Here is an 18,658-nt window from a genome sequence, read left to right as displayed (position 1 = left end):
TTTGGGCGACATGCATCAGAGAATGCGCTTCTCGGTCGCCGGGTCGAAGAACACCGCCTTGCTGAGATTGAATGCCAGCGGCGTGCTGGTGCCGGGCTGGATCCTGGCGTCGGCGCGCAGCCGCGCCACCACGCCCTTGCCGCCGAGATTGGTGACGGCGAACGTGTCCGATCCCGCCGGCTCGACCACTTCGATGTGGCAGTCGGCGGTGGCGATTTCGGATCCGTTGCGCTCGGCGCCTTCTGGATCGGTCAGCGCTTCCGGGCGGACGCCGAAGATGACCGGCTTGTCCTTGAAGGCCGCAAGGCCGGTCGGCGCGCCGGGCAGCGACAGCGTGATCGGTTGGCGGGCCTCACGATCGAGAACGACCGAGAGCCCGCTGCCATTGGCGCCAATCTTGGCCGGGATCAGGTTCATCGCCGGCGAGCCCATGAAATCGGCGACGAAGATATTGGTGGGATTGTTGTAGACTTCGGCCGGCGTGCCGAACTGCTGTACCTCGCCGTCGCGCATCACGGCGATCTTGGTCGCCAGCGTCATCGCCTCGATCTGGTCGTGGGTGACATAGACGATCGTGGTGCCGGTCGTGGCGTGCAGGCGCTTGATCTCGATGCGCATGTCGACGCGCAGCTTGGCGTCGAGATTGGAAAGCGGCTCGTCGAACAGGAAGAGTTTCGGGTCGCGCACCAGCGCCCGGCCCATGGCGACGCGCTGGCGCTGGCCGCCGGAAAGCTGGCTGGGCTTGCGGTTGAGCAGGTGACCGATCTGCAGGATCTTTGCCACCTTGTCGATCGCCGCCTGGCGCTCCGCCGCCGGCACGCCGCGCATCTCCATGCCGAAGGCGATGTTTCCGGCAACCGTCATGTTCGGATAGAGCGCGTAGCTCTGGAAGACCATGGCGATGTCGCGCTTCGAGGGATGCAGATCGTTGATCGCGCGGCCGTCGACGCGGATCTGGCCCTCGGTGATGGTTTCCAGCCCGGCAATGGTGTTGAGCAGGGTGGACTTGCCGCAGCCGGACGGGCCGACCAGCACCAGGAAGCCGCCCTTTTCGAGCTCGACATCGATGCCCTTCAGGATCTCGACATTCCCGAAGCGCTTCTTCAGCCCATCAATTTCCAGAAAAGCCATGGTCGTTCCTTCAGAAAATAGGGTCAGCCCTTGACCGCGCCGGCCATCAGCCCGCGCACGAAATAGCGGCCGGCGACGACATAGACGATCAGGGTGGGGAGCGCGGCGATCATCGCCGCGGCCATGTTGACGTTGTACTCGACGACGCCGGTCGAGGTGTTGACGACATTGTTGAGCGCCACCGTCATCGGCATCACGTCGCCGGTGCCGGCGTAAGCGGAAGCGAACAGGAAGTCGTTCCAGATGTTGGTGAACTGGTAGATGACGGTGACGACGAAGATCGGCATCGAGTTCGGCAGCATGATGCGGCGGAAGATCTGGAAGAAGGAGGCGCCGTCGACCTGCGCCGCCTTCACCAGTTCGGTCGGGAAGGCCTCGTAATAGTTGCGGAAGAACAGGGTGGTGAAGCCGAGGCCGTAGACCACATGGACGAAGACCAGGTTGACCGTCGAGTTGCCGAGGCCGAAGTTGAACCCCGTCGCGTTCTGCAGGCTGGCGCCGAAGCGGCCGATGCTGCCGAGGATGGTCGCCATCGGCAAGAGTACCGACTGGAACGGAATGAAGCAGGCGAACAGCATCATCGCGAAGACCAGCGTATGGCCGCGGAAGCGCCATTTGGTCAGCACATAGCCGTTGAGCGCGCCGAGCAGCGTCGAGATCAGCACCGCCGGCACCACCATCTTGATGGAGTTCCAGAAGTAGCCCTTGATCCCGGCGCAGGTGAGACCGACGCAGGTTTCGCCCCAGGCCTTGAACCATGGCGCGATGGTCGGCGACTGCGGCAGCGCCAGCATGTTGCCGTTCTGGATCTCGTCCATGGTCTTGAACGAGGTGACCAGCATGACGAAGAGCGGCATCAGGTAGAACAGCGCGAACAGCGCAAGCAGTCCGTAGATGACGATGCGGTTGATTGTCCTGGCGCTGACGCCGCTCGATGCCTGGCTGGCCGGTGAGGTGACGGCGCTCATCGCGGCTTCTCCCTGAGCTCGGAATAGAGATAAGGCACGATGATCGCGGTCAGCGTCATCAGCATGATCACCGCGCTCGCCGAGCCCACCGCCATCTCGTTGCGCTTGAAGGTGAACTCATACATGAAGTTGGAGGGCAGCCAGGCCGAACCGCCCGGTCCGCCGCTGGTCAGCGCCACGACAAGGTCATAGGACTTGATGGCCAGATGCGCGAGCACGATGAAGGCCGACAGGAACACCGGCCTGAGCAGCGGAATGACGATGCGGCGGTAGAGCTGGAACGTGGTTGCGCCGTCGATCTGCGCGGCTTTCATGATCTCACCGTCGATGCCGCGAAGCCCGGCCAGGAACATCGCCATGATGAAGCCGGAAGCCTGCCAGACGCCGGCGATCACCACCGTGTAGATGACGAAATCCTTGTTCTTGATCCAGTCGAAATGGAAGCTCGTCCAGCCCCATTGGTGTAGCGTCTGCTCGAGACCGAGGCCGGGGTCGAGGAACCATTTCCAGGCGACGCCGGTGACGATGAAGGAGAGCGCCATCGGATAGAGATAGATCGGCCGCAGCATGCCTTCGCCGCGGATCTTCTGGTCGAGCAGGATGGCCAGGAACAGGCCGAGCGCCAGGCAGATCAGGATGTAGAGGAAGCCGAAAATGCCCATGTTGGTGATCGAGGTGTACCAGCTCGACGGCGGGTCGCTCTCGAAGGTCCAGCGCCACAGCCGCTGATAGGCGCGGGCGCCGGTGATGTCGTAGGATGGGAAGGTCTTGGAGTTGGTGAACGACAGATAGATCGTCCACAGGATGAAGCCATAGACGAAGACGATCGTCGCCGCGAAGCTCGGCGCCAGGACGATCTTCGGCAAAAGGTCCTGCAATCGCGAGCGGACGGAGGCGCCGGGACGGGCGTCATGTTCCGGCGTCAGCTTGATTTGGGTTTCGGCGACTGTGCTCATCGGCTTATCCAGTACCGGTTACTGGGGACCAGCCAGCGTGCGGCGCACACAAGGCAGCAATCCCGTATATCGTCTCGACAGGAGACCTCCCCCGCCGGAGCGGGGGAGACTCGAGTGGTTTTGTTTATGCAATTCCGAACGGAAAACCGCTATGCATTTTTCCTGGAATTGCTCCAGCAAAACGCCTTACTTGGCGTCGTCGATCGCCTTGACCAATTCGGTCACGGCTTCGTCCGAGGTCTTGATCTGGCCATGGACGAACTTCGAGATGACGTCCTTGTAGGCGTTGGCGACAGCCGGGGGCGCGCCATAGCCCTGGGCCAACGAGCCGAACAGCTTGCCGCCTTCGTTAGCCGCCTTAAGGTCGGCGATGCCCTTCTTGCCGCAAGCATCGAAGTCGGTGTCCGGCACGTCGGTACGGGCGGGGACCGAGCCCTTCACGACATTGAAAGCCGACTGGAAGCTCTTCGACAGGGTGGCGGTGGCCAGAGCGACCTGCGCGGCCTTGCGGTCGTCCGGAACGTTAAACATGCCGAACATGTCGGAGTTGTAGATCACCGAGCCGTCGGTGCCCGGGAAGCGGTAGCAGAGGAAGTCCGTGCCCGGGGTCTTGTTGGCGGCGTGGAACTCGCCCTTGGCCCAGTCGCCCATGACCTGAACCAGCGCATCGCCCTTGATGACCATGGCGGTGGCGAGGTTCCAGTCGCGGCCCGAGAAGTTCGGGTCGACATAGGTGACGAGCTTGGCGAGGTTGTCGAACGACTTCTTCATCGTGTCGGACTTGAGCGACTCCTCATCGAGGTCGTTCATCGCCTTCTTGTAGAATTCCGGTCCGCCGGTCGACAGCACGACGGAGTCGAACATGGTCGCTTCCTGCCAGTTCTGGCCGCCAAGCGCGAGCGGGATGACGCCAGCGGCCTTGGCCTTGTCGAGCAGGGCGATGAAGTCGTCGAAGGTCTTCGGCTCGGTGCCGCCGATCTTGTCCATCACGGCCTTGTTGATCCACAGCCAGTTGACCGAGTGGACGTTGACCGGAGCCGCGACCCACTTGCCGTCATAAACGGAGAACTTCTGCAGGGCGGCCGGAACGCTCTTGTCCCAGCCTTCCTTCTTGGCGGTCTCGGTGAGGTCGCCCATGACGCCGGCAGCGGCATAGTCGAGCACGGTGTAGCCCAGCATCTGCGAGGCGGTCGGATAGTTGCCGGCCGCGACCATTGCCTTCAGCGCGGTCATGGCGGCGTCGCCGCCGCCGCCGGCCACCGGCACGTCCTTCCAGGCATAGCCTTCCTTGGCCAGATCCTGCTTCAGCACGTTCAGAGCAGCCGCTTCGCCGCCCGACGTCCACCAATGCAGCATCTGCACTTCCTTGACGTCCGCGGCATGCGCCGAGAACGCAAAGCTCGTCGCAAGAGCCGTTCCGATAAGCAGTTTGCGCAACATGTACTACCTCCCTTGTTGCATTCACATAACCGGCGGGGTGACCGCCGGGGTCTCCCAACTCAGCCGAGCCACCATCCGGTGCGCTGGCCGCGATGAAACTGGATTGTCTTTTCCTCGGTATAGTCCTCGACGGCGCGTTTGCCGAGTTCGCGTCCGAGACCGGATTGCTTGTAGCCGCCGAAGGGCAGTTCGGGATAACCCTCCATGAACGTATTCACCCAAACCGTCCCCGAACGCACACCGCGCGCCACCGACATGCATGTGTCGATGCTGGCGCTCCACACTCCCGCAGACAGACCATAGGGCGTGTTGTTGGCGATGTGCAATGCCCTTTCAATCGTTTCAAAAGTGAGCACGGACAGCACCGGCCCGAAGACTTCCTCGCGCGCGATTTCCATGTCCTCGGTAACGTTGCGGACAATGGTCGGATCGAGATACTGGCCGGCGTTGGAGGCGAGCTGTTCGCCGCCGCTGAATACGCTGCCGCCGCCGGTTTTGGCCGCCGTCACATAGCCGGCTACCTTTGCCATGTGGTCGGCCGAGATCATCGCGCCGACCTTGGTGCGGTCGTCAAGCGGATCGCCGACTTTCACCCTCTCGGCCAGCGCCTTGACTGCGCCGAGAAAGTCGTCCGCGATCGCCTCATGCACGATCAGCCGACTGCCGGCATTGCAGCATTCGCCGGCGTTGAAGAAGCCGCCGAAGACTGCGGCATCCGCCGCTGCTTCGAGATCGGCGCCGGGGAAGACGATCTGGCCGTTCTTGCCGCCGAGCTCCATCGACACCTTCTTCAGCGAACTGGACGCCGCCGCCATGGTCATCTTGCCGACGCGGGTCGAGCCGGTGAAGGACACCATCTCAACCAGCGGATGCCTGACCATCGGCGCGCCGACATCACTACCCAGGCCAGCGAGGATGTTGACGACACCCGCCGGCAGGCCGGCCTCCAGCAGGATATCGCCGAGCACGAAGGTCGAGGCCGAGGTCATCTCGCTCGGCTTGACCACGGCAGTGCAGCCGGCGGCGAGCGCGAAGGGCAGTTTCTGGCTGACGATCAGGAAGGGAAAATTCCACGGCGTGATGATCGAGACGACGCCGATCGGCTCGCGCACGACCACGCCCAGCATGTCATCGCCGAGATTGGCGTAGCTCTCGCCATGGAGCGTGCGGGCAAGCGAAGCGGCATAGCGCCAGATGTCGACGGCGCCGCCGATCTCGCCGCGCGCCTGTGCGATCGGCTTGCCGGATTCCAACGCGTCGAGCCTGGCAATCTCTTCCAGCCGGCCCTCGATCAGATCGGCCGCTTTGAGCAGCACCGCGGCGCGTTCCGAAGCCTTCATGCGCGGCCATGCGCCGGCCTCGAAGGCCTTGTGCGCGGCCTGCACCGCAGCGTCGACTTCCGCAGCACCCGCCTGCGCATAGCGTGAAACCGCAAAACCGTGGCCGGGGCTGTTGCGTTCAATCGTGCGGCCATCCCGGGCATCGACATGTTTGCCGTCGATCAGAAGCTTGTAGCTCTTCGGCGCCTGAGACGCTTCGACCGGCATGGAAATGTTAAGCGGTGCGTTCATCGTGTCTTCTCTAGGATCTCGAAAAGTCCGGCTTGTGCCTGGCCTTGAAGGCGCCGACACCGGCCTTGAGATCGCCGGTGAGCGCAATGAAGCCGCTGGCCAGCGCTTCCGTGGCGGCGGCGTCTTCCTCGCCTTCGGCAATGCCGATCATCAGCTTGGCGGCCTCGGTTGCGAGCGGACCACGCTCGGCGATCTTTTCTCCCCAGGCTTTTGCTTCATCCAAGGCCTTGCCGGTTTCGACGACGCGGTCGACGACGCCGAGGGCAAGCGCCTCGTTAGCCAGCAGGACTTCGCCCCCTATTGCCATGCGCCGCACCGTTTGCGCGCCGAAGCGGCGCACGGCGCGCTGCGTACCAGACCAGCCGGGCACGACGCCGATCGAGGTCTCGGGAAAGCCGAGCTTGATCTGGGTTTCGGCGACGCGAAAATCGCAGGCGGCGGCCAATTCCAAGCCGCCGCCCAGCGCATGGCCGGACAGCACGGCGATGGTCGGTTGCCGAAGCCGCGCCAGGCGGTCGAAGACACGATGGCCGTAGCGCACCCATTGAACCTGGAAATCGGCGGCGCTTAATTGTGCCCAGGCCTCGACATCGCCGCCGGCGCAGAAGCCTTTGCCTTCGCCGCGGATGAGCACGACACGGACACCCTCGGTCAACTCGGCCTTATCGAGTGCGGCTTCGAGCGCGCGCAGCATCGGAATGTCGAGCGCGTTGAACTTTTCCGGCCGCCTGAGCGTCACGGTACCGATCACGCCATCCTGCTCGAAGGTGACGAGGCGTTCAGCCATGCGCGCCTCCAAGCGAAGCGCCGCCATTGAGCGACAGGCCGATCGGCCGGTCCTGATAGAGCGACGCCGGCGTGATCTTGAGGTCGTTTGCGACGGCGAGCGGAGTGTCGGCCTGCGCCAGCACATCGCGTTCGAGATCGATGCCGGGCGCCAGCTCGGTCACCATCAGCCCGTCCTGGGTCAGCTTCATCACACAGCGTTCGGTGACATAGGTGATGTCCTGGCCTTGCGCGACCGCGCGCTTGCCGGAGAAGGAGATATGCTCGACCTCCTCGACGATCTTTTTCACCTTGCCTTCCTGGTCGATGCGGAGGGTGCCGTTCGCCAGCGAAAGCTTGGCGCCAGCATTGAAGAAGCCGGAGAAGACGATCTTCTTCGCCCGCGCGGTGATATCGACGAAGCCGCCGGCGCCAGCCGTCACATGCGGTCTCGCCGAAAGCTTCGACACGTTGACCGAGCCGTGGCGGTCGATCTGCAGGAAGGACAGGAGCGAGGCGTCAAAGCCGCCGGCCTGGAAATAGATGAACTGGTGCGGCGAGGGCATGATCGCCTCGGCATTCGAGGCGCAGCCGAACTTGAAGTCGAGCAGCGGCACGCCGCCGACCGCGCCCTGCTCGATCACCCACGTGACCTTGCCGTGCTGGCCTTCCTCGAGAAGAATGCGCGGCACGTTGGCGGAGATGCCGAAGCCGATATTGACGGCCATGCCGTCGCGCAACTCCATGGCGACGCGGCGCGCGATCACCTTCTGGATGTTCATCTCCGGGGTGCGGAAGGTGGAGAGCGGCCGGAAGATCTCGCCCGAGATCGCCGGGTCGTAAGCCGTCTGCGTGGTCTGCAACTGATCGGGGGCGACTACGATATGGTCGACCAAGACGCCGGGCACGCGCACATCGTGCGGCTTGAGGGTGCCGTTCTCGACGATGCGCTTCACCTGCGCAATGACGATGCCGCCATTGTTGCGGGCAGCCAATGCCTGTTCGAGACCGCCGAGATAGGCGCCCTCATGCTCGTAGGTGAGATTGCCGCGCTCGTCGGCGGAGGTGGCGCGGATGATCGAGACGTTGGGGATGACGGCGCGGAAATAGAGCCACTCCTCGCCGTCGAACTGCTGCACCGAGACGATCGGCTCGCTGGCGGCGGCGTTCATGGCGCAACCCTGGTGGCGCGGGTCGGCGAAGGTGTCGAGGCCGACCTTGGTCAGCACGCCGGGACGCTTGGCGGCCGCCTCGCGATGCATGTCGAAGAGGATGCCGGAGGGCACGTTGTAAGCCGCGACCGAGTCGTCGCCGATCATCTGCCAGATCCGCGGCGGCTCGGCGGAGGAGGGACCGGACGGATACGAGCCGCAGAGCGTGCGCTTGAGCAGGCCAGGCTTGGCGAGATGGTCGATGCCCTTGATGCCGTACATGTCGCCGGCGGCGATCGGGTGCAGCGTGGTGATCGCTCTCGGATGCCCTTCCGCATCGAAGCGCTCGCCGATGGCGGCGAGCACGGCGTCGGGGCAGCCGAGGCCGCTCGAGGACGACACCGAGACAACCATGCCGTCCTTGATCAGGCTGGCGGCATGCGCTGCCGTGACGAGCTTGCTCACGCGAGGCTCCCGCGTTGCGGATCGATGATCACGGCCTTGCCGGTCTTCGATGATTGCAGTGCTGCTTCGGCGGATGCCAGCGACCAAATGCCGTCCTCGCCGGTGGCCGAAGGCTGGCCTTCGCCGCGGATCGCGGCATGGAACTGGCGCAGCGAGCGGGTGTAGAGGTCCTCGCGATCGAAGCTCAGCTCTTCCTCGCCATTTGCAGTGCGCAGTAGCACCGAGCCGACTGGCTTCTGCGTCATCACATCGGTGGCGATCAGCGAGCCCTCCGACCCATGCACTTCGAAACCGATGCCGGCGAACTTGGTCGTGAAGCCTTCATGCGATTGCGCAATGACGCCGGACTTGAAGCGCCAGATGCACATCGCGCCGTCCTCCAGCCCGCCGCCGGCCATGCCGGCCGACTGTGTGAAGGCCGAGATCTCGACCGGATCGTCGCCGAGCACGAAGCGCAGCGTGTCTGCATCGTGCACCGTGATGTCGAGCACCACGCCGCCCCCGGCTTCGGGCCTGGTGATGCGCCAGCCCTGCAGGCTTTCAGGCAGATAGACGGAATGGAAGACACGCGCGGCGATCGGTTTGCCGATACGGCCGGTTGCGATTGCCTCGCGCATCGCCCGGTGCGCGCCGGCATTGCGCAGATGATGGTTGGTGCCGAACACGATGCCGGCTTTCCTGGCCGCCGCCACCATCTTGCGCGCATCGGCGCTGGTCAGCGCCAGCGGCTTTTCGCAGAGCACATGCTTGCCGGCCTTGATGGCGGCCAGCCCCTGTTCGAGATGCAGCTCATTGGTGGTCGAGATGTAGACGGCATCAATGTCCGAGCCAAGCAGCGCATCGAGCGTCGAGACGGCTTTAGGAATGCCGTTTTCCTTGGCGTAGCCTTGAGCCCGCTCTGCGCTGGAGCTCATCACGGCGGCAACCGCGCCGTCGGCCTGCGCGCGAATGGCGTTGACCATGAACTGCCTGGCGATCGTGCTCGCGCCGATCAGGCCCCATCTCACGCTCATGCCGCGTCTCCCATTCCAGTGCCGTGCGCGCTGCGGCTCGGGCCGCAGCTTTCCCTGACGACGAGGCTGACCGCGCCGATATGGTCCTCGGCGCGCGTCGTGCGCGACTGGATCATCTTCAGCATGACGTGCGCGGCGCGCTCGCCAAGGCCTGGGGTGTCGACGGCGACGCTGGTCAGCGCCGGCATGTAGTGCTCGGCTTCGGCCACGTCGTCGAAACCGACCACGGCGAAGTCGGCCCCGGCCTCCAGGCCGCGCTTGCGCAGCGCGAGCATGACGCCGAAAGCGACGGCGTCGTTGAAGCAAAGCGCGGCTGTCGGCGGCTCGGCTGCCGCAAGCGCGGTCTCCAGGCAGGCCATGCCGCCTCTGCGGCTGGTCTCGCCTTCGACAATCGTTCGGTTGGCGGTCGGGATCCCAAGCGCCTCGCAGGCCTCGATGAAGCCGCCGAGCCTGTCGTGATAGACAACGAGGTCGGACGAACCGCCGAAGAAAGCCAGCCGGCGGTGGCCCTTGCCGATCAGATGCTGAGTGGCGAGATAGGCGCCGCGATGGTTGTCGGGCGCGATTGCCGGGATGCGGCTCTCGGGCAGGCGGCGCATGGCGAAGACGACCGGCACGCCGGCAGCCTCGATGCGGCGGAAGGCGCCGGGCGTGGTGCCGCGCGCCGGCGAGACGATCAGACCGGCGACGCCTTGTTCCAGCAGCGACTTCAGCACTTCTTCCTGGCGGACCGGATTTTCCGCGGTGTTGGCGATGAAGGGCACGATGCCGGCGGCCTGAAAGACGCGCTCCATGCTGACAGCCAGCTCGGCGAAGAAGGGATTGGTGAGATCGTTGATCACCATGCCGATGACGTTGGAATGCGCCTTGCGCAGGTTGGCGGCGCCGCGGTTGTAGACATAACCGACATCCTCGATCGCCTTGCGGACCTTGAGCGCCGTCTCAGGCCGGATCAGCCCGCTGCCTTGCAGCACGAGCGATACCGTCGATTTGGACACGCCGGCCTCACGGGCGATATCCAGGATCGTCGCCTTGGCCCGGCTGGCCATATCCGTGCTTCCCCCGTGTCCGGTGTTAGAATTTATTGGAACGTTCTAAACATTGCGTCAAACCGGAGTCAACTGGGAATCATGTTGATTTCGAAAAATTGATCGGTCTCCAGAGAACGCATGGGCTTAGGACCGCGATGCTGCGTTGGATCGCTTCAGCCGCAGGGATCATAAAGGTTCTTGATTTATTGGAACGTTCCTCTATAGGCTGCCGCAAAGGGAGAGTTCGATGGACATCATCCTGCCTGCGAAGAATGGCGATCGTGTCGGCTACCGGCTGGTCGGCCAACCGGCGCAGCCCATCATCGGCGCGGATTTCCCGCGCGTCGCCTATGCCGCTGCCCATGTCGTCGCCAACCCCTTCGCCATGACCGATCCCTGGTCGCGGCCGGCGGTCGACTGGGACAAGACCATGGCGTTCCGTCATCACCTGTGGCGGCTCGGCTTCCGCATCGCCGAGGCGATGGACACCTCGCAGCGCGGCATGGGTTTCGACTGGGCGAGCGCGAAAGAACTGATCCGGCGCTCGATCGCCGAGGCGCGCACGGTGAAAGGCGCCGATCTCGCTTCCGGCGCCGGCACCGACCATCTGGCGCCGGCCGCGGCAAAGTCGCTGGACGATGTGATCCGAGCCTATGAGGAGCAGTTCGCCTTTATCGAAGGCGGGGGCGGCAAGGCGATCATGATGGCAAGCCGCGCGCTGGCGGCCGTGGCCAAAGGCCCGGACGACTATGCCCGCGTCTACGACCGCATCCTCGGCCAAGCCTCCGGCAAGGTGATCCTGCACTGGCTGGGCGACATGTTCGATCCGGCGCTCAAGGGCTATTGGGGCAGCAATGATTTCGATACCGCCCTGGACACCGTGGTCGCCATCATCGAGCGGCACGCCGACAAGGTCGAAGGCATAAAGATATCGCTGCTCGACGCCCATAAGGAGGTGCTGCTGCGCGACCGCCTGCCTGAAGGCGTGGTGATGTTCACGGGTGACGATTTCAACTATCCGGAGTTGATCGCGGGCGACGGCAAGAGGCACTCGCATGCGCTGCTCGGCATCTTCGATGCCATCGCGACGGTGGCCAACCCGCGTTGGCCAGGCTCGCCGAGGGCGACCGGGCCGGCTATGACGCGCTGATGGCGCCGACCGTGCCGCTGTCGCGCAAGATCTTCGAAGCCCCGACGGAATTTTACAAGGCAGGCATCGTCTTCATGGCCTGGCTGAATGGCCACCAGGATCATTTCACCATGGTCGGCGGCATGCAGTCGGCGCGCGGCATCTGCCACTACGCCGATGTCTTCCGTCTCGCCGATCAGGCGGGATTGCTGGCCGATCCAGATCTCGCCGTCGCCAGGATGAAAGCGCTTTGCGCCGTCTCGGGCGTCTGAGAGGGTCGCCTCTCGCTTCCCTGCCGCTGGCGAAAATTGTAACCCTGATATCGGGCTTGGACCGGCAGCAGTCGAACTTCAACTGGAGGAGGTTGGCACCGCGGTCGTGGACCATCATTAGGCCGGCCGATCGGCAGTAGCGGCATGTTCCCGCAGGCCGAGGTCTAGACCCCAGTGGCTTTGCGAGAAATCCGCTTCAACCGGTGCGGATCGATCTGCGGTTCTGTGTCGATGAGCTTCTGCCTCGAACGATTGATCACATCTCGCGTTTGGGCGAGGAGTTTCCTGTCGCTCTCGGCTTGAAGAGGGCGCGGACGCGGATTGTCGGGAAATCGGTCTCGCATGGCGCGTCTCCGGTCTTGGTTCAGACGGGAGCGCGGTCGCTGTCTCTCAGCCGCCGGCGTCCTTTGCTAGTTGCCGACGATGAAGGTGAACTCGCGAGCGTCAGATCAGTTGCACTGCGGGCGTCAGAGATCTTCTGGGCGTTGCCGGAATATCCAGGTTCGCTCTCGGGCCGATTGCAGTTCGCTGCGGATCCGTCGCGCTTGTTGCCGTTCGGCGTCCACTTCGGCTCGAAGCCGATACCGCTCGGCGCGCAATTTGATGGAATCTATATAGACCGTCGAGAAACGGTCGTCGTCTTCGGCCATTGCAGCCAGTCCCCATTTGGCGTGCAACGGAACGCGTCCGCTTTGGTTCCGGGGTCGCGGTTGGAAATCTTCGACCCGGAGTTTCTGTGCCAATCGGCACAATGGCTTAACTAAGTTATTGAAAGGATGGTGGGCGTGACAAGGATTGAACTTGTGACCCCTGCAATGTCAATGCAGTGCTCTCCCGCTGACGTCGCATTCGCTCCGATCGAAAGACTGAATAAATTCAGCTGCTTACAGCAGTCTACGATCTTTCCTAGCTACACGCAATACTCAACAAAAAGGGTGCTCTCGGGCTTCGGTTGTGACCAGAGTGTGACCGAAAAGACATCGCTCCATGAGGCTGGCCTTGGCTAAAGGAGCTTATCCTGTTTCAATGGTGGCTTATCATCGACAAATTTGGATTGACCACCTTCGGAGGCACTGTGGCCTAGGCCTCTATGAAGTTGTCCTCCGAACAGTAGCCCGCGTTTTACCGCTACAAAATCGGCAAATACTCCCAACACAGACTTCGCTTCAGTCGATAGTTCAAGAAGAGTCGATGGATCAATGCTGTGCGCTCGCTCGTCAAGTTCCCTTGCAACGGTGAATAGAGATGCAGAATTGTGCTCTCTTGAAAAAAATTCAGCTATTATATCAGACCTAACTTGCTCAAATAACCGCTCAAAAGCATCTCTTGCCTGGGTCGCAACTACCCGCCCATTTTCCATCGCCCCAGACAATACGTTCAAGACCGAATCAATACTCGATTGAACACGCCCATCGCCAGCGTCGCCGTACGTGACACCATTCGCGATTGACCTGAACCTAGCAGCGGTATCTTCGTAAACCGAACGTTCTAGTGCACTGTCTAATGCGATGCATGCCAACGCAGCCGCGATATAGGCGCCCCGTAGTGCCTGCTCTCGGTTCAGAGCTCTCGTTTCTACTCGCTCTCCAAAAAAGCGAAACGTGGAGATCGCCTTGTTAAATGCTGGATATCCAGAAAGGCTAATTAGTGCTGACTTAGCGTCAGCTATCCGGCGAAGCCAATCTCCGTCTTGCTTGTGATTGGGATTGCTCTGGATATTAGCAGCGAACTGCTCGGCTGATTGGCGGGTTTCGGTGCTCACATTTTTTTGAAGACGCTCAAGGAATTGCCTCGTCAAGAGGGCAACTTTTTGTTGTTGGGCAAACCTCACTATTTTTGGGTTAGTGTCGGTTGTGGCCACGACTGCTCGGTCGCACCCTAGTGCCAGTTGAACCCCTCTTGTCCACAAAATGCGCTCAAATGCCTTTGGTGAGCGCTTGTCTTTGACGTCTACGATGGTGCGGGTTCTCAAGCTGGCTGACTGCCGACCGTAAAGCCAAACGTCAATATCTGTAACTTCTTCATCATCGAAGCGAAACGAAACACCCCTTAACGCGAAGAAGCCTTGGCGGGCGAAATATGCCCTAACAAGTTCCTCTAGCGCTGCCCCCTTCGGTGCTCCCGCCATTCTTAGCCTCCGCTTCTCAGACGATCCAAAGCGTCGGTGACGAAACGCTTGTCGCCAACGGTGTTCTTTTGCCTAACGTCCGATCGCACGATGTGAGGTCCCTTAAAAGACGTCGCGGCTGAATCATCCATGAGAACAGCCTCCTGTGCAGCAGCTCCGCCGCGAACGATTGTTAAAGCGAGTTCACCAACATCTTTTTTGAGCAGGCTCATTGTATAACGTCCATAGCCGCGCTCATGCACCTGCACCACCTGTCTAGCCTCGAGTTCCTTATAATCTTCGCCAATAGCGCGAACGCCATTTTTCCCAATTTCGCGCCCCGCAATCAAAGCTCTAAGCAGGGCATCAGGCATTGTGATATTTCCCCTGACGTAGTTGCTTCTGGTTTGACCATACGTAAGCGAAGCAAGAAGAGCCTTTGCGTCATCGATCGGGTCATCCTCAAAAGGTCTCCCGAACTTCTGAAAATCGTTTGGTGACGCTATATAGCCAACTGCTTCCGTGCTGTTGCTAACTTCCATCCGGTCAAAGAAGCCGACACTTACTAGCCGCCTATACAAATCGTGGCCCAGTATCCGTTCGACTTCACCATCAAAGAGTGCGCCGTTTCGTCGAAGTTTTTCCTGAATCTCCATAAGGTTAGATCTTTCGGAAGCCGTAAGACATTCCAAAACCAACAACGTCTTTTTAGCGTACTGACCATCGCGAAATGTATTAGAATTGAATAGGATTGTACGACCGCGATCTGCCTCTTCGTCAATAATTGCAGTGGTTTTGCAGAGGTCGATCAGATTGGAGGTATCGTCGCCTGCTATATGGAAAACGTCACCAACGTACTCCATCGCATCTTTCCGGCTAAGCGGCTTTTCTGCTACTTTTTCTGAAAGCTCGATTACGGCTTCTTCATCGGTGGTGGGCGTAGCTTCGGCGAAAATGTCGGCGGTGACCTCTAAGACAGCAGTGCTTGTCGCGCCAAGGACACTTACGGATTCATTTCTGGCAACGTCAATTCGCCCAAGGTCTTGCAAAATTTTGAGTCCGACTTCACGCGCTGAACGGTCAATGCCATTCAACTGGCAAACCTTAGAAATCGTGTCTTTGTCTAGGGTAGGGTTTGGATTATCGGCGATATTGCGTCGGAGAAGATTGTAAAGCCTGCCGACCCGTCCTGCGTAGGAAATTGTCTCCAGCCGAGCCGCACCGGCTCCAGTGACGGAATCCAAATTTTTAGACTGGGCAAGAAGCCACGCACCTTTCGTTTTCTTTTCCATGCTGTTTTCGACGCGACTCGCCCCTTGAATTTGCCCAAGCCCTTTTAATCGACTTGGCGTGTTTAACTAGGGGGTATCAGGAAGCGTACTCGCCAATTTGTGGACTGTACCCACGGAAATGCCGTGTATTGACGCAATTTTTCGGATGGAAAGGCCGCGTTGGCGATCCTGGGCAATCGAATGGACATCCAGTCTCAGCGGCCTGCGGCCCAATGTTTTACCATTCGCCACAGCTCTGGTCAGGCCAGCCCTAACGCGTTCACGGATCATCGAGCGTTCGAATTTCATAAGGGCGCAAAGAAAAAGGCCTCGGAGATAACCCAAAGACCTTTGGCAAGAATTGATAGGCATGCTGCTGAGCAATGCCGCTTCTGGAGGTCGTCCTAACTGTCCTGTGTGTCCTCGTCCACAAGGGATGCATTCAGCTTTTTCGCAAGCTTTCCCTTGTCGGCGTGGGCATATCGCAGCAGCATTCGAATATCCCGATGACCGCTGATGGACGCCACTTCCGGCACCGTCAGACCTTTCTCGAAATACCGGGAAATCGCTTCGTGCCGCAGGTCGTGAAAATGCAGGTCGTCTATCTTCGCCCTTTTTGTCAGCTTGTCCCACGCGAGACGTATCGCAACAGGCGTGACAGGGAAGAGACGCGCATTCTGTGATTTGGCCTTGTCGCTCATCACGGCAACGGTTGTCTCAAGGATGGCCACGGCCAGCGATGAAAGCGGAATAGTCCTTGAATGGCCGTTCTTCGAGTCCCGAATGATTGCCGTGCAGCGCTCAATGTCCACGTCCCGGAACCGTAGGGCGATAATCTCTCCCCGTCTCATCGCAGTTTCCAGCGCCAGCCGAACGATTGGCATCAGGAAAGGGTTTCTGGTTTTCGGCCTGCCTGCAGGAGCTCTTCGAACTCGCCTTCCCTTAGCCGTCTGTCCCTCTTGTTATCCGTGACCTTCAAGGAAAGGTCGGTAAGTGGATTGCTGCGGAGAGGGAGATTCCAATCCAGCCTAGCGATCTCGAACATGTTGCTGAGCGGAGCGATTTGGCGCTTTAGGGATGTGGTGGTGATCGTTTTCAGCCGTTCGTCTCGATAGGTGGCAAAGTCGGCTGTTGTCAGTTCCGAGAGACGCTTTTTGCAAATCCTGTGCCGGACGAAGGCTTCAAGCACGATCCTCTCGATTTCGGCCCCTTTCTTGGCGGGCACGATTTCCTCAAGGTAGCGTTGGACAAGTTTGGCAAGGGTGATCCTCTCCAGTGCCTTTCTGTCGGGTCCAAGCTCTGCCCTGTCTGCCAGTCTCTCTTGATGCCTTGCCCATTTGGCGTCGGCAAGCAGTATGAATGTCTTGGTTAAGGGGGCAACGCCCTTCCTGCGAACCTGCACCTGGTACTTGTCGCGGTGCTTCCGAATTGTGGCCATGACGAACCCTTTGCTGTGACCAGTTTGTGACCAGCAGCCAAATCAAGGATCTTTCGATGGGATTGATTCTGAGAGCTAACCTACTGAAAAGCTATCAGAAATCGGATGGTGGGCGTGACAAGGATTGAACTTGTGACCCCTGCAATGTCAATGCAGTGCTCTCCCGCTGAGCTACACGCCCATCCGAAGCCGCGCATACACCATTTTTGGTCCGGCGCGTCAATAGCAGGAACAAGAAAAGAAAGCTCCGTTTCGCCGCAGCGGCGGAAGCGCCGATGCCTAAAGCGAGTCGCGTCGAAACGGGTTCGAGTGACGCGCTTAGATCTTTGTTTTTGTGGATGTCGTTTTCCCAGCCGCTGCGCCGTTTTGGACGACATGCGTCGGCCGGAAAAACCCTTTAGGCCGCCTGAAGCATCTTCTCGACCTCGTTGACGAGATCGCGCAGATGGAACGGCTTCGACAGCACCTTGGCGTCCTTGGGCGCCTTGGAATCCGGATTGAGCGCGACGGCAGCGAAGCCGGTGATGAACATGACCTTGAGATCCGGATCGATCTCAGTGGCGCGGCGGGCAAGCTCGATGCCGTCCATCTCCGGCATGACGATGTCGGTCAGAAGCAGCGAAAAAGGCTCTTCGCGCAGCCGCTCATAGGCGCTGGCGCCGTTGTCGAAATCGCTCACCTGGTAGCCGGCGCGTTCCAGCGCCTTGACGAGGAACCGGCGCATATCGTCGTCGTCTTCCGCCAGAAGAATGCGTGCCATCGTATCCCGTCCGAATCACCCGCCCCAAGCCTGCCGCCGGGCAAGCCCGTTAACCATCCTGTATATGAGGAGGAGACGGTAAACATCAAGTGAACGTTGGCCTTGTCGCGACCACTTCGACTGTGCATTTCGCGGGGCTGAAATGCTGGACATGCCGGACGCAAGATGGCAGTTTCGCATCATGATGCAGTGCTTCGTCCTGGTTCGTTCAAATTGAAGACGGCAGCCGAGGATTTTTCGGTCACACCACCCTTCGAAATCCGATCGGGCGCCGAGCAACGCGTAGCTTTCCTGTTCAATTCGCCGCATAGCGGCCGCCATTATCCCGAGCGCTTCCTGGCCATGGTGCGGCTCGACCGCAACGCCATACGCCGGTCGGAGGATTGCTATGTCGATGAGCTGTTCGGCGGCGCCGTCGCGCTCGGCGCGCCCATGCTGGCGGCAAATTTCCCGCGCGCCTATCTCGACGTCAATCGCGAACCGTGGGAACTCGATCCGCGCATGTTCGCGGAGCCGGTGCCGTCCTTCTGCAATATCCGTTCGGCCCGCGTCGCGGGCGGGCTGGGCACCGTGCCGAAGCTGGTGGGGGAAGGGCTCGACATCTATCCCGGGCGTCTGCCGCTCTCCGAGGCCGTGGGACGCATAGAGGCCGTCTACAAGCCCTATCACGAGACGCTGAAGCGGCTATTGACCAGGACCCACGCCAGGTTCGGCTATGCCGTGCTGATCGACTGCCATTCGATGCCGGCCAGCGTCCGGGTCGGCGACAATGGCGCGCGGCCGGACTTCATCATCGGCGACCGTTTCGGCATTTCCGCCAGCGCGGCTCTAACCGAGAGGGCGATCGGCCTGCTCACCGGAATGGGCTACGCTGTCGCGCATAACAAGCCTTATGCCGGCGGCTTCATAACCGAGCATTACGGGCGGCCGGCGCGTCGTCTCCACGCGCTGCAGATCGAGGTCAATCGCGGGCTCTACATGAACGAGCGGACATTCCAGAAATCGGCCGGCTTCGACGCTTTAGCCGACGACCTGACGCGGTTTTCGGCCGAACTGATTTCGATGCCCGGCCATCATTTCCTCGACCTGCCGCTCGCCGCCGAATGACGGCGGCGCTGGGAACCGCAGCTCAAAAAAAGACCGCATCGTTTTCACGACACGGTCGAAGTCTAGGGAGGAAACGCCCAAGG

Annotated in this window: 16 protein-coding genes, 1 tRNA gene and 1 pseudogene; 2 read left to right on the top strand and 16 right to left on the bottom strand. The window is 60.9% G+C overall.

Annotated features, from left to right (window positions below):
* Positions 1-15 precede the first annotated feature (15 nt).
* From CK218_RS02270 to CK218_RS02230, 9 genes are all read right to left on the bottom strand, one after another.
* Positions 16-1,131 (bottom strand): ABC transporter ATP-binding protein, encoded by a 1,116-nt coding sequence (locus CK218_RS02270; RefSeq protein WP_067325879.1) that lies wholly within the window; start codon positions 1,129-1,131, stop codon positions 16-18.
* A gap of 23 nt (positions 1,132-1,154) precedes the next feature.
* Entirely contained in the window at positions 1,155-2,099 is a 945-nt protein-coding gene (locus tag CK218_RS02265) for a carbohydrate ABC transporter permease (RefSeq protein ID WP_095800490.1), read from the bottom strand.
* Complete coding sequence (locus tag CK218_RS02260; RefSeq protein WP_067002547.1) at positions 2,096-3,055, bottom strand: sugar ABC transporter permease; 960 nt, start codon at positions 3,053-3,055, stop codon at positions 2,096-2,098. Before CK218_RS02260 ends, CK218_RS02265 begins: the two co-directional genes overlap by 4 nt.
* Positions 3,056-3,241: 186 nt before the next feature.
* Complete coding sequence (locus CK218_RS02255) at positions 3,242-4,495, bottom strand: ABC transporter substrate-binding protein (RefSeq protein ID WP_067002546.1); 1,254 nt, start codon at positions 4,493-4,495, stop codon at positions 3,242-3,244.
* A 59-nt stretch (positions 4,496-4,554) separates the two neighbouring features.
* Positions 4,555-6,066 carry an aldehyde dehydrogenase family protein gene (locus CK218_RS02250; protein ID WP_095826727.1) on the bottom strand — a complete coding sequence of 504 codons (1,512 nt, stop codon included), beginning with the start codon at positions 6,064-6,066 and terminating at the stop codon, positions 4,555-4,557.
* A gap of 10 nt (positions 6,067-6,076) precedes the next feature.
* The gene (locus CK218_RS02245) at positions 6,077-6,853 is read right to left on the bottom strand and encodes an enoyl-CoA hydratase/isomerase family protein (RefSeq protein ID WP_067002763.1); all 777 of its coding nucleotides are present in this window, start codon (positions 6,851-6,853) and stop codon (positions 6,077-6,079) included.
* Entirely contained in the window at positions 6,846-8,447 is a 1,602-nt protein-coding gene (locus CK218_RS02240; protein ID WP_095826726.1) for an acyl CoA:acetate/3-ketoacid CoA transferase, read from the bottom strand. The genes CK218_RS02245 and CK218_RS02240 overlap by 8 nt, the downstream gene beginning before the upstream one ends.
* A complete protein-coding gene (locus CK218_RS02235; protein WP_095826725.1) occupies positions 8,444-9,460 on the bottom strand; it encodes a Gfo/Idh/MocA family oxidoreductase in 1,017 nt (338 codons plus the stop codon). The genes CK218_RS02240 and CK218_RS02235 overlap by 4 nt, the downstream gene beginning before the upstream one ends.
* Positions 9,457-10,509, bottom strand: coding sequence for a LacI family DNA-binding transcriptional regulator (locus tag CK218_RS02230; protein WP_067002537.1), 1,053 nt, complete (start codon positions 10,507-10,509; stop codon positions 9,457-9,459). The genes CK218_RS02235 and CK218_RS02230 overlap by 4 nt, the downstream gene beginning before the upstream one ends.
* Positions 10,510-10,738: 229 nt before the next feature.
* On the opposite strand from CK218_RS02230, the pseudogene CK218_RS02225 reads away from it, so the two are divergent.
* Positions 10,739-11,892: pseudogene (locus tag CK218_RS02225) on the top strand (dihydrodipicolinate synthase family protein).
* Between the two features lie 467 nt (positions 11,893-12,359).
* Here CK218_RS02225 and CK218_RS29920 read toward each other — a convergent pair.
* The 7 genes from CK218_RS29920 to CK218_RS02190 all read right to left on the bottom strand — a co-directional run bounded on the left by CK218_RS29920 (position 12,360) and on the right by CK218_RS02190 (position 17,468).
* Complete coding sequence (locus CK218_RS29920) at positions 12,360-12,542, bottom strand: hypothetical protein (protein WP_143749593.1); 183 nt, start codon at positions 12,540-12,542, stop codon at positions 12,360-12,362.
* Between the two features lie 353 nt (positions 12,543-12,895).
* On the bottom strand, positions 12,896-14,020 hold the full coding sequence (locus CK218_RS29915) for a hypothetical protein (protein ID WP_143749592.1): 1,125 nt from the start codon (positions 14,018-14,020) through the stop codon (positions 12,896-12,898).
* A 2-nt stretch (positions 14,021-14,022) separates the two neighbouring features.
* Positions 14,023-15,291: a hypothetical protein gene (locus CK218_RS02210; RefSeq protein ID WP_095826723.1), complete on the bottom strand. Its 1,269-nt coding sequence runs from the start codon at positions 15,289-15,291 to the stop codon at positions 14,023-14,025.
* A 383-nt stretch (positions 15,292-15,674) separates the two neighbouring features.
* A complete protein-coding gene (locus CK218_RS02205; RefSeq protein WP_179294415.1) occupies positions 15,675-16,121 on the bottom strand; it encodes a site-specific integrase in 447 nt (148 codons plus the stop codon).
* 32 nt (positions 16,122-16,153) lie between these two features.
* On the bottom strand, positions 16,154-16,708 hold the full coding sequence (locus tag CK218_RS02200) for a hypothetical protein (RefSeq protein WP_095826721.1): 555 nt from the start codon (positions 16,706-16,708) through the stop codon (positions 16,154-16,156).
* A 106-nt stretch (positions 16,709-16,814) separates the two neighbouring features.
* Positions 16,815-16,889 (bottom strand) — tRNA-Val (locus tag CK218_RS02195).
* A 216-nt stretch (positions 16,890-17,105) separates the two neighbouring features.
* Complete coding sequence (locus CK218_RS02190) at positions 17,106-17,468, bottom strand: response regulator (RefSeq protein WP_006199474.1); 363 nt, start codon at positions 17,466-17,468, stop codon at positions 17,106-17,108.
* Between the two features lie 165 nt (positions 17,469-17,633).
* Here CK218_RS02190 and CK218_RS02185 point away from each other — a divergent pair, with 165 nt between their 5' ends.
* Complete coding sequence (locus CK218_RS02185; protein ID WP_095826720.1) at positions 17,634-18,575, top strand: N-formylglutamate amidohydrolase; 942 nt, start codon at positions 17,634-17,636, stop codon at positions 18,573-18,575.
* Positions 18,576-18,658 lie beyond the last annotated feature (83 nt).

Origin of the sequence: Mesorhizobium sp. WSM3879, assembly GCF_002294915.1 — a bacterium.
Classification (GTDB): Bacteria; Pseudomonadota; Alphaproteobacteria; order Rhizobiales; family Rhizobiaceae; genus Mesorhizobium.
Note: the sequence above shows the minus strand (reverse complement) of the source record. Positions and strands in the feature narration are given on the sequence as shown.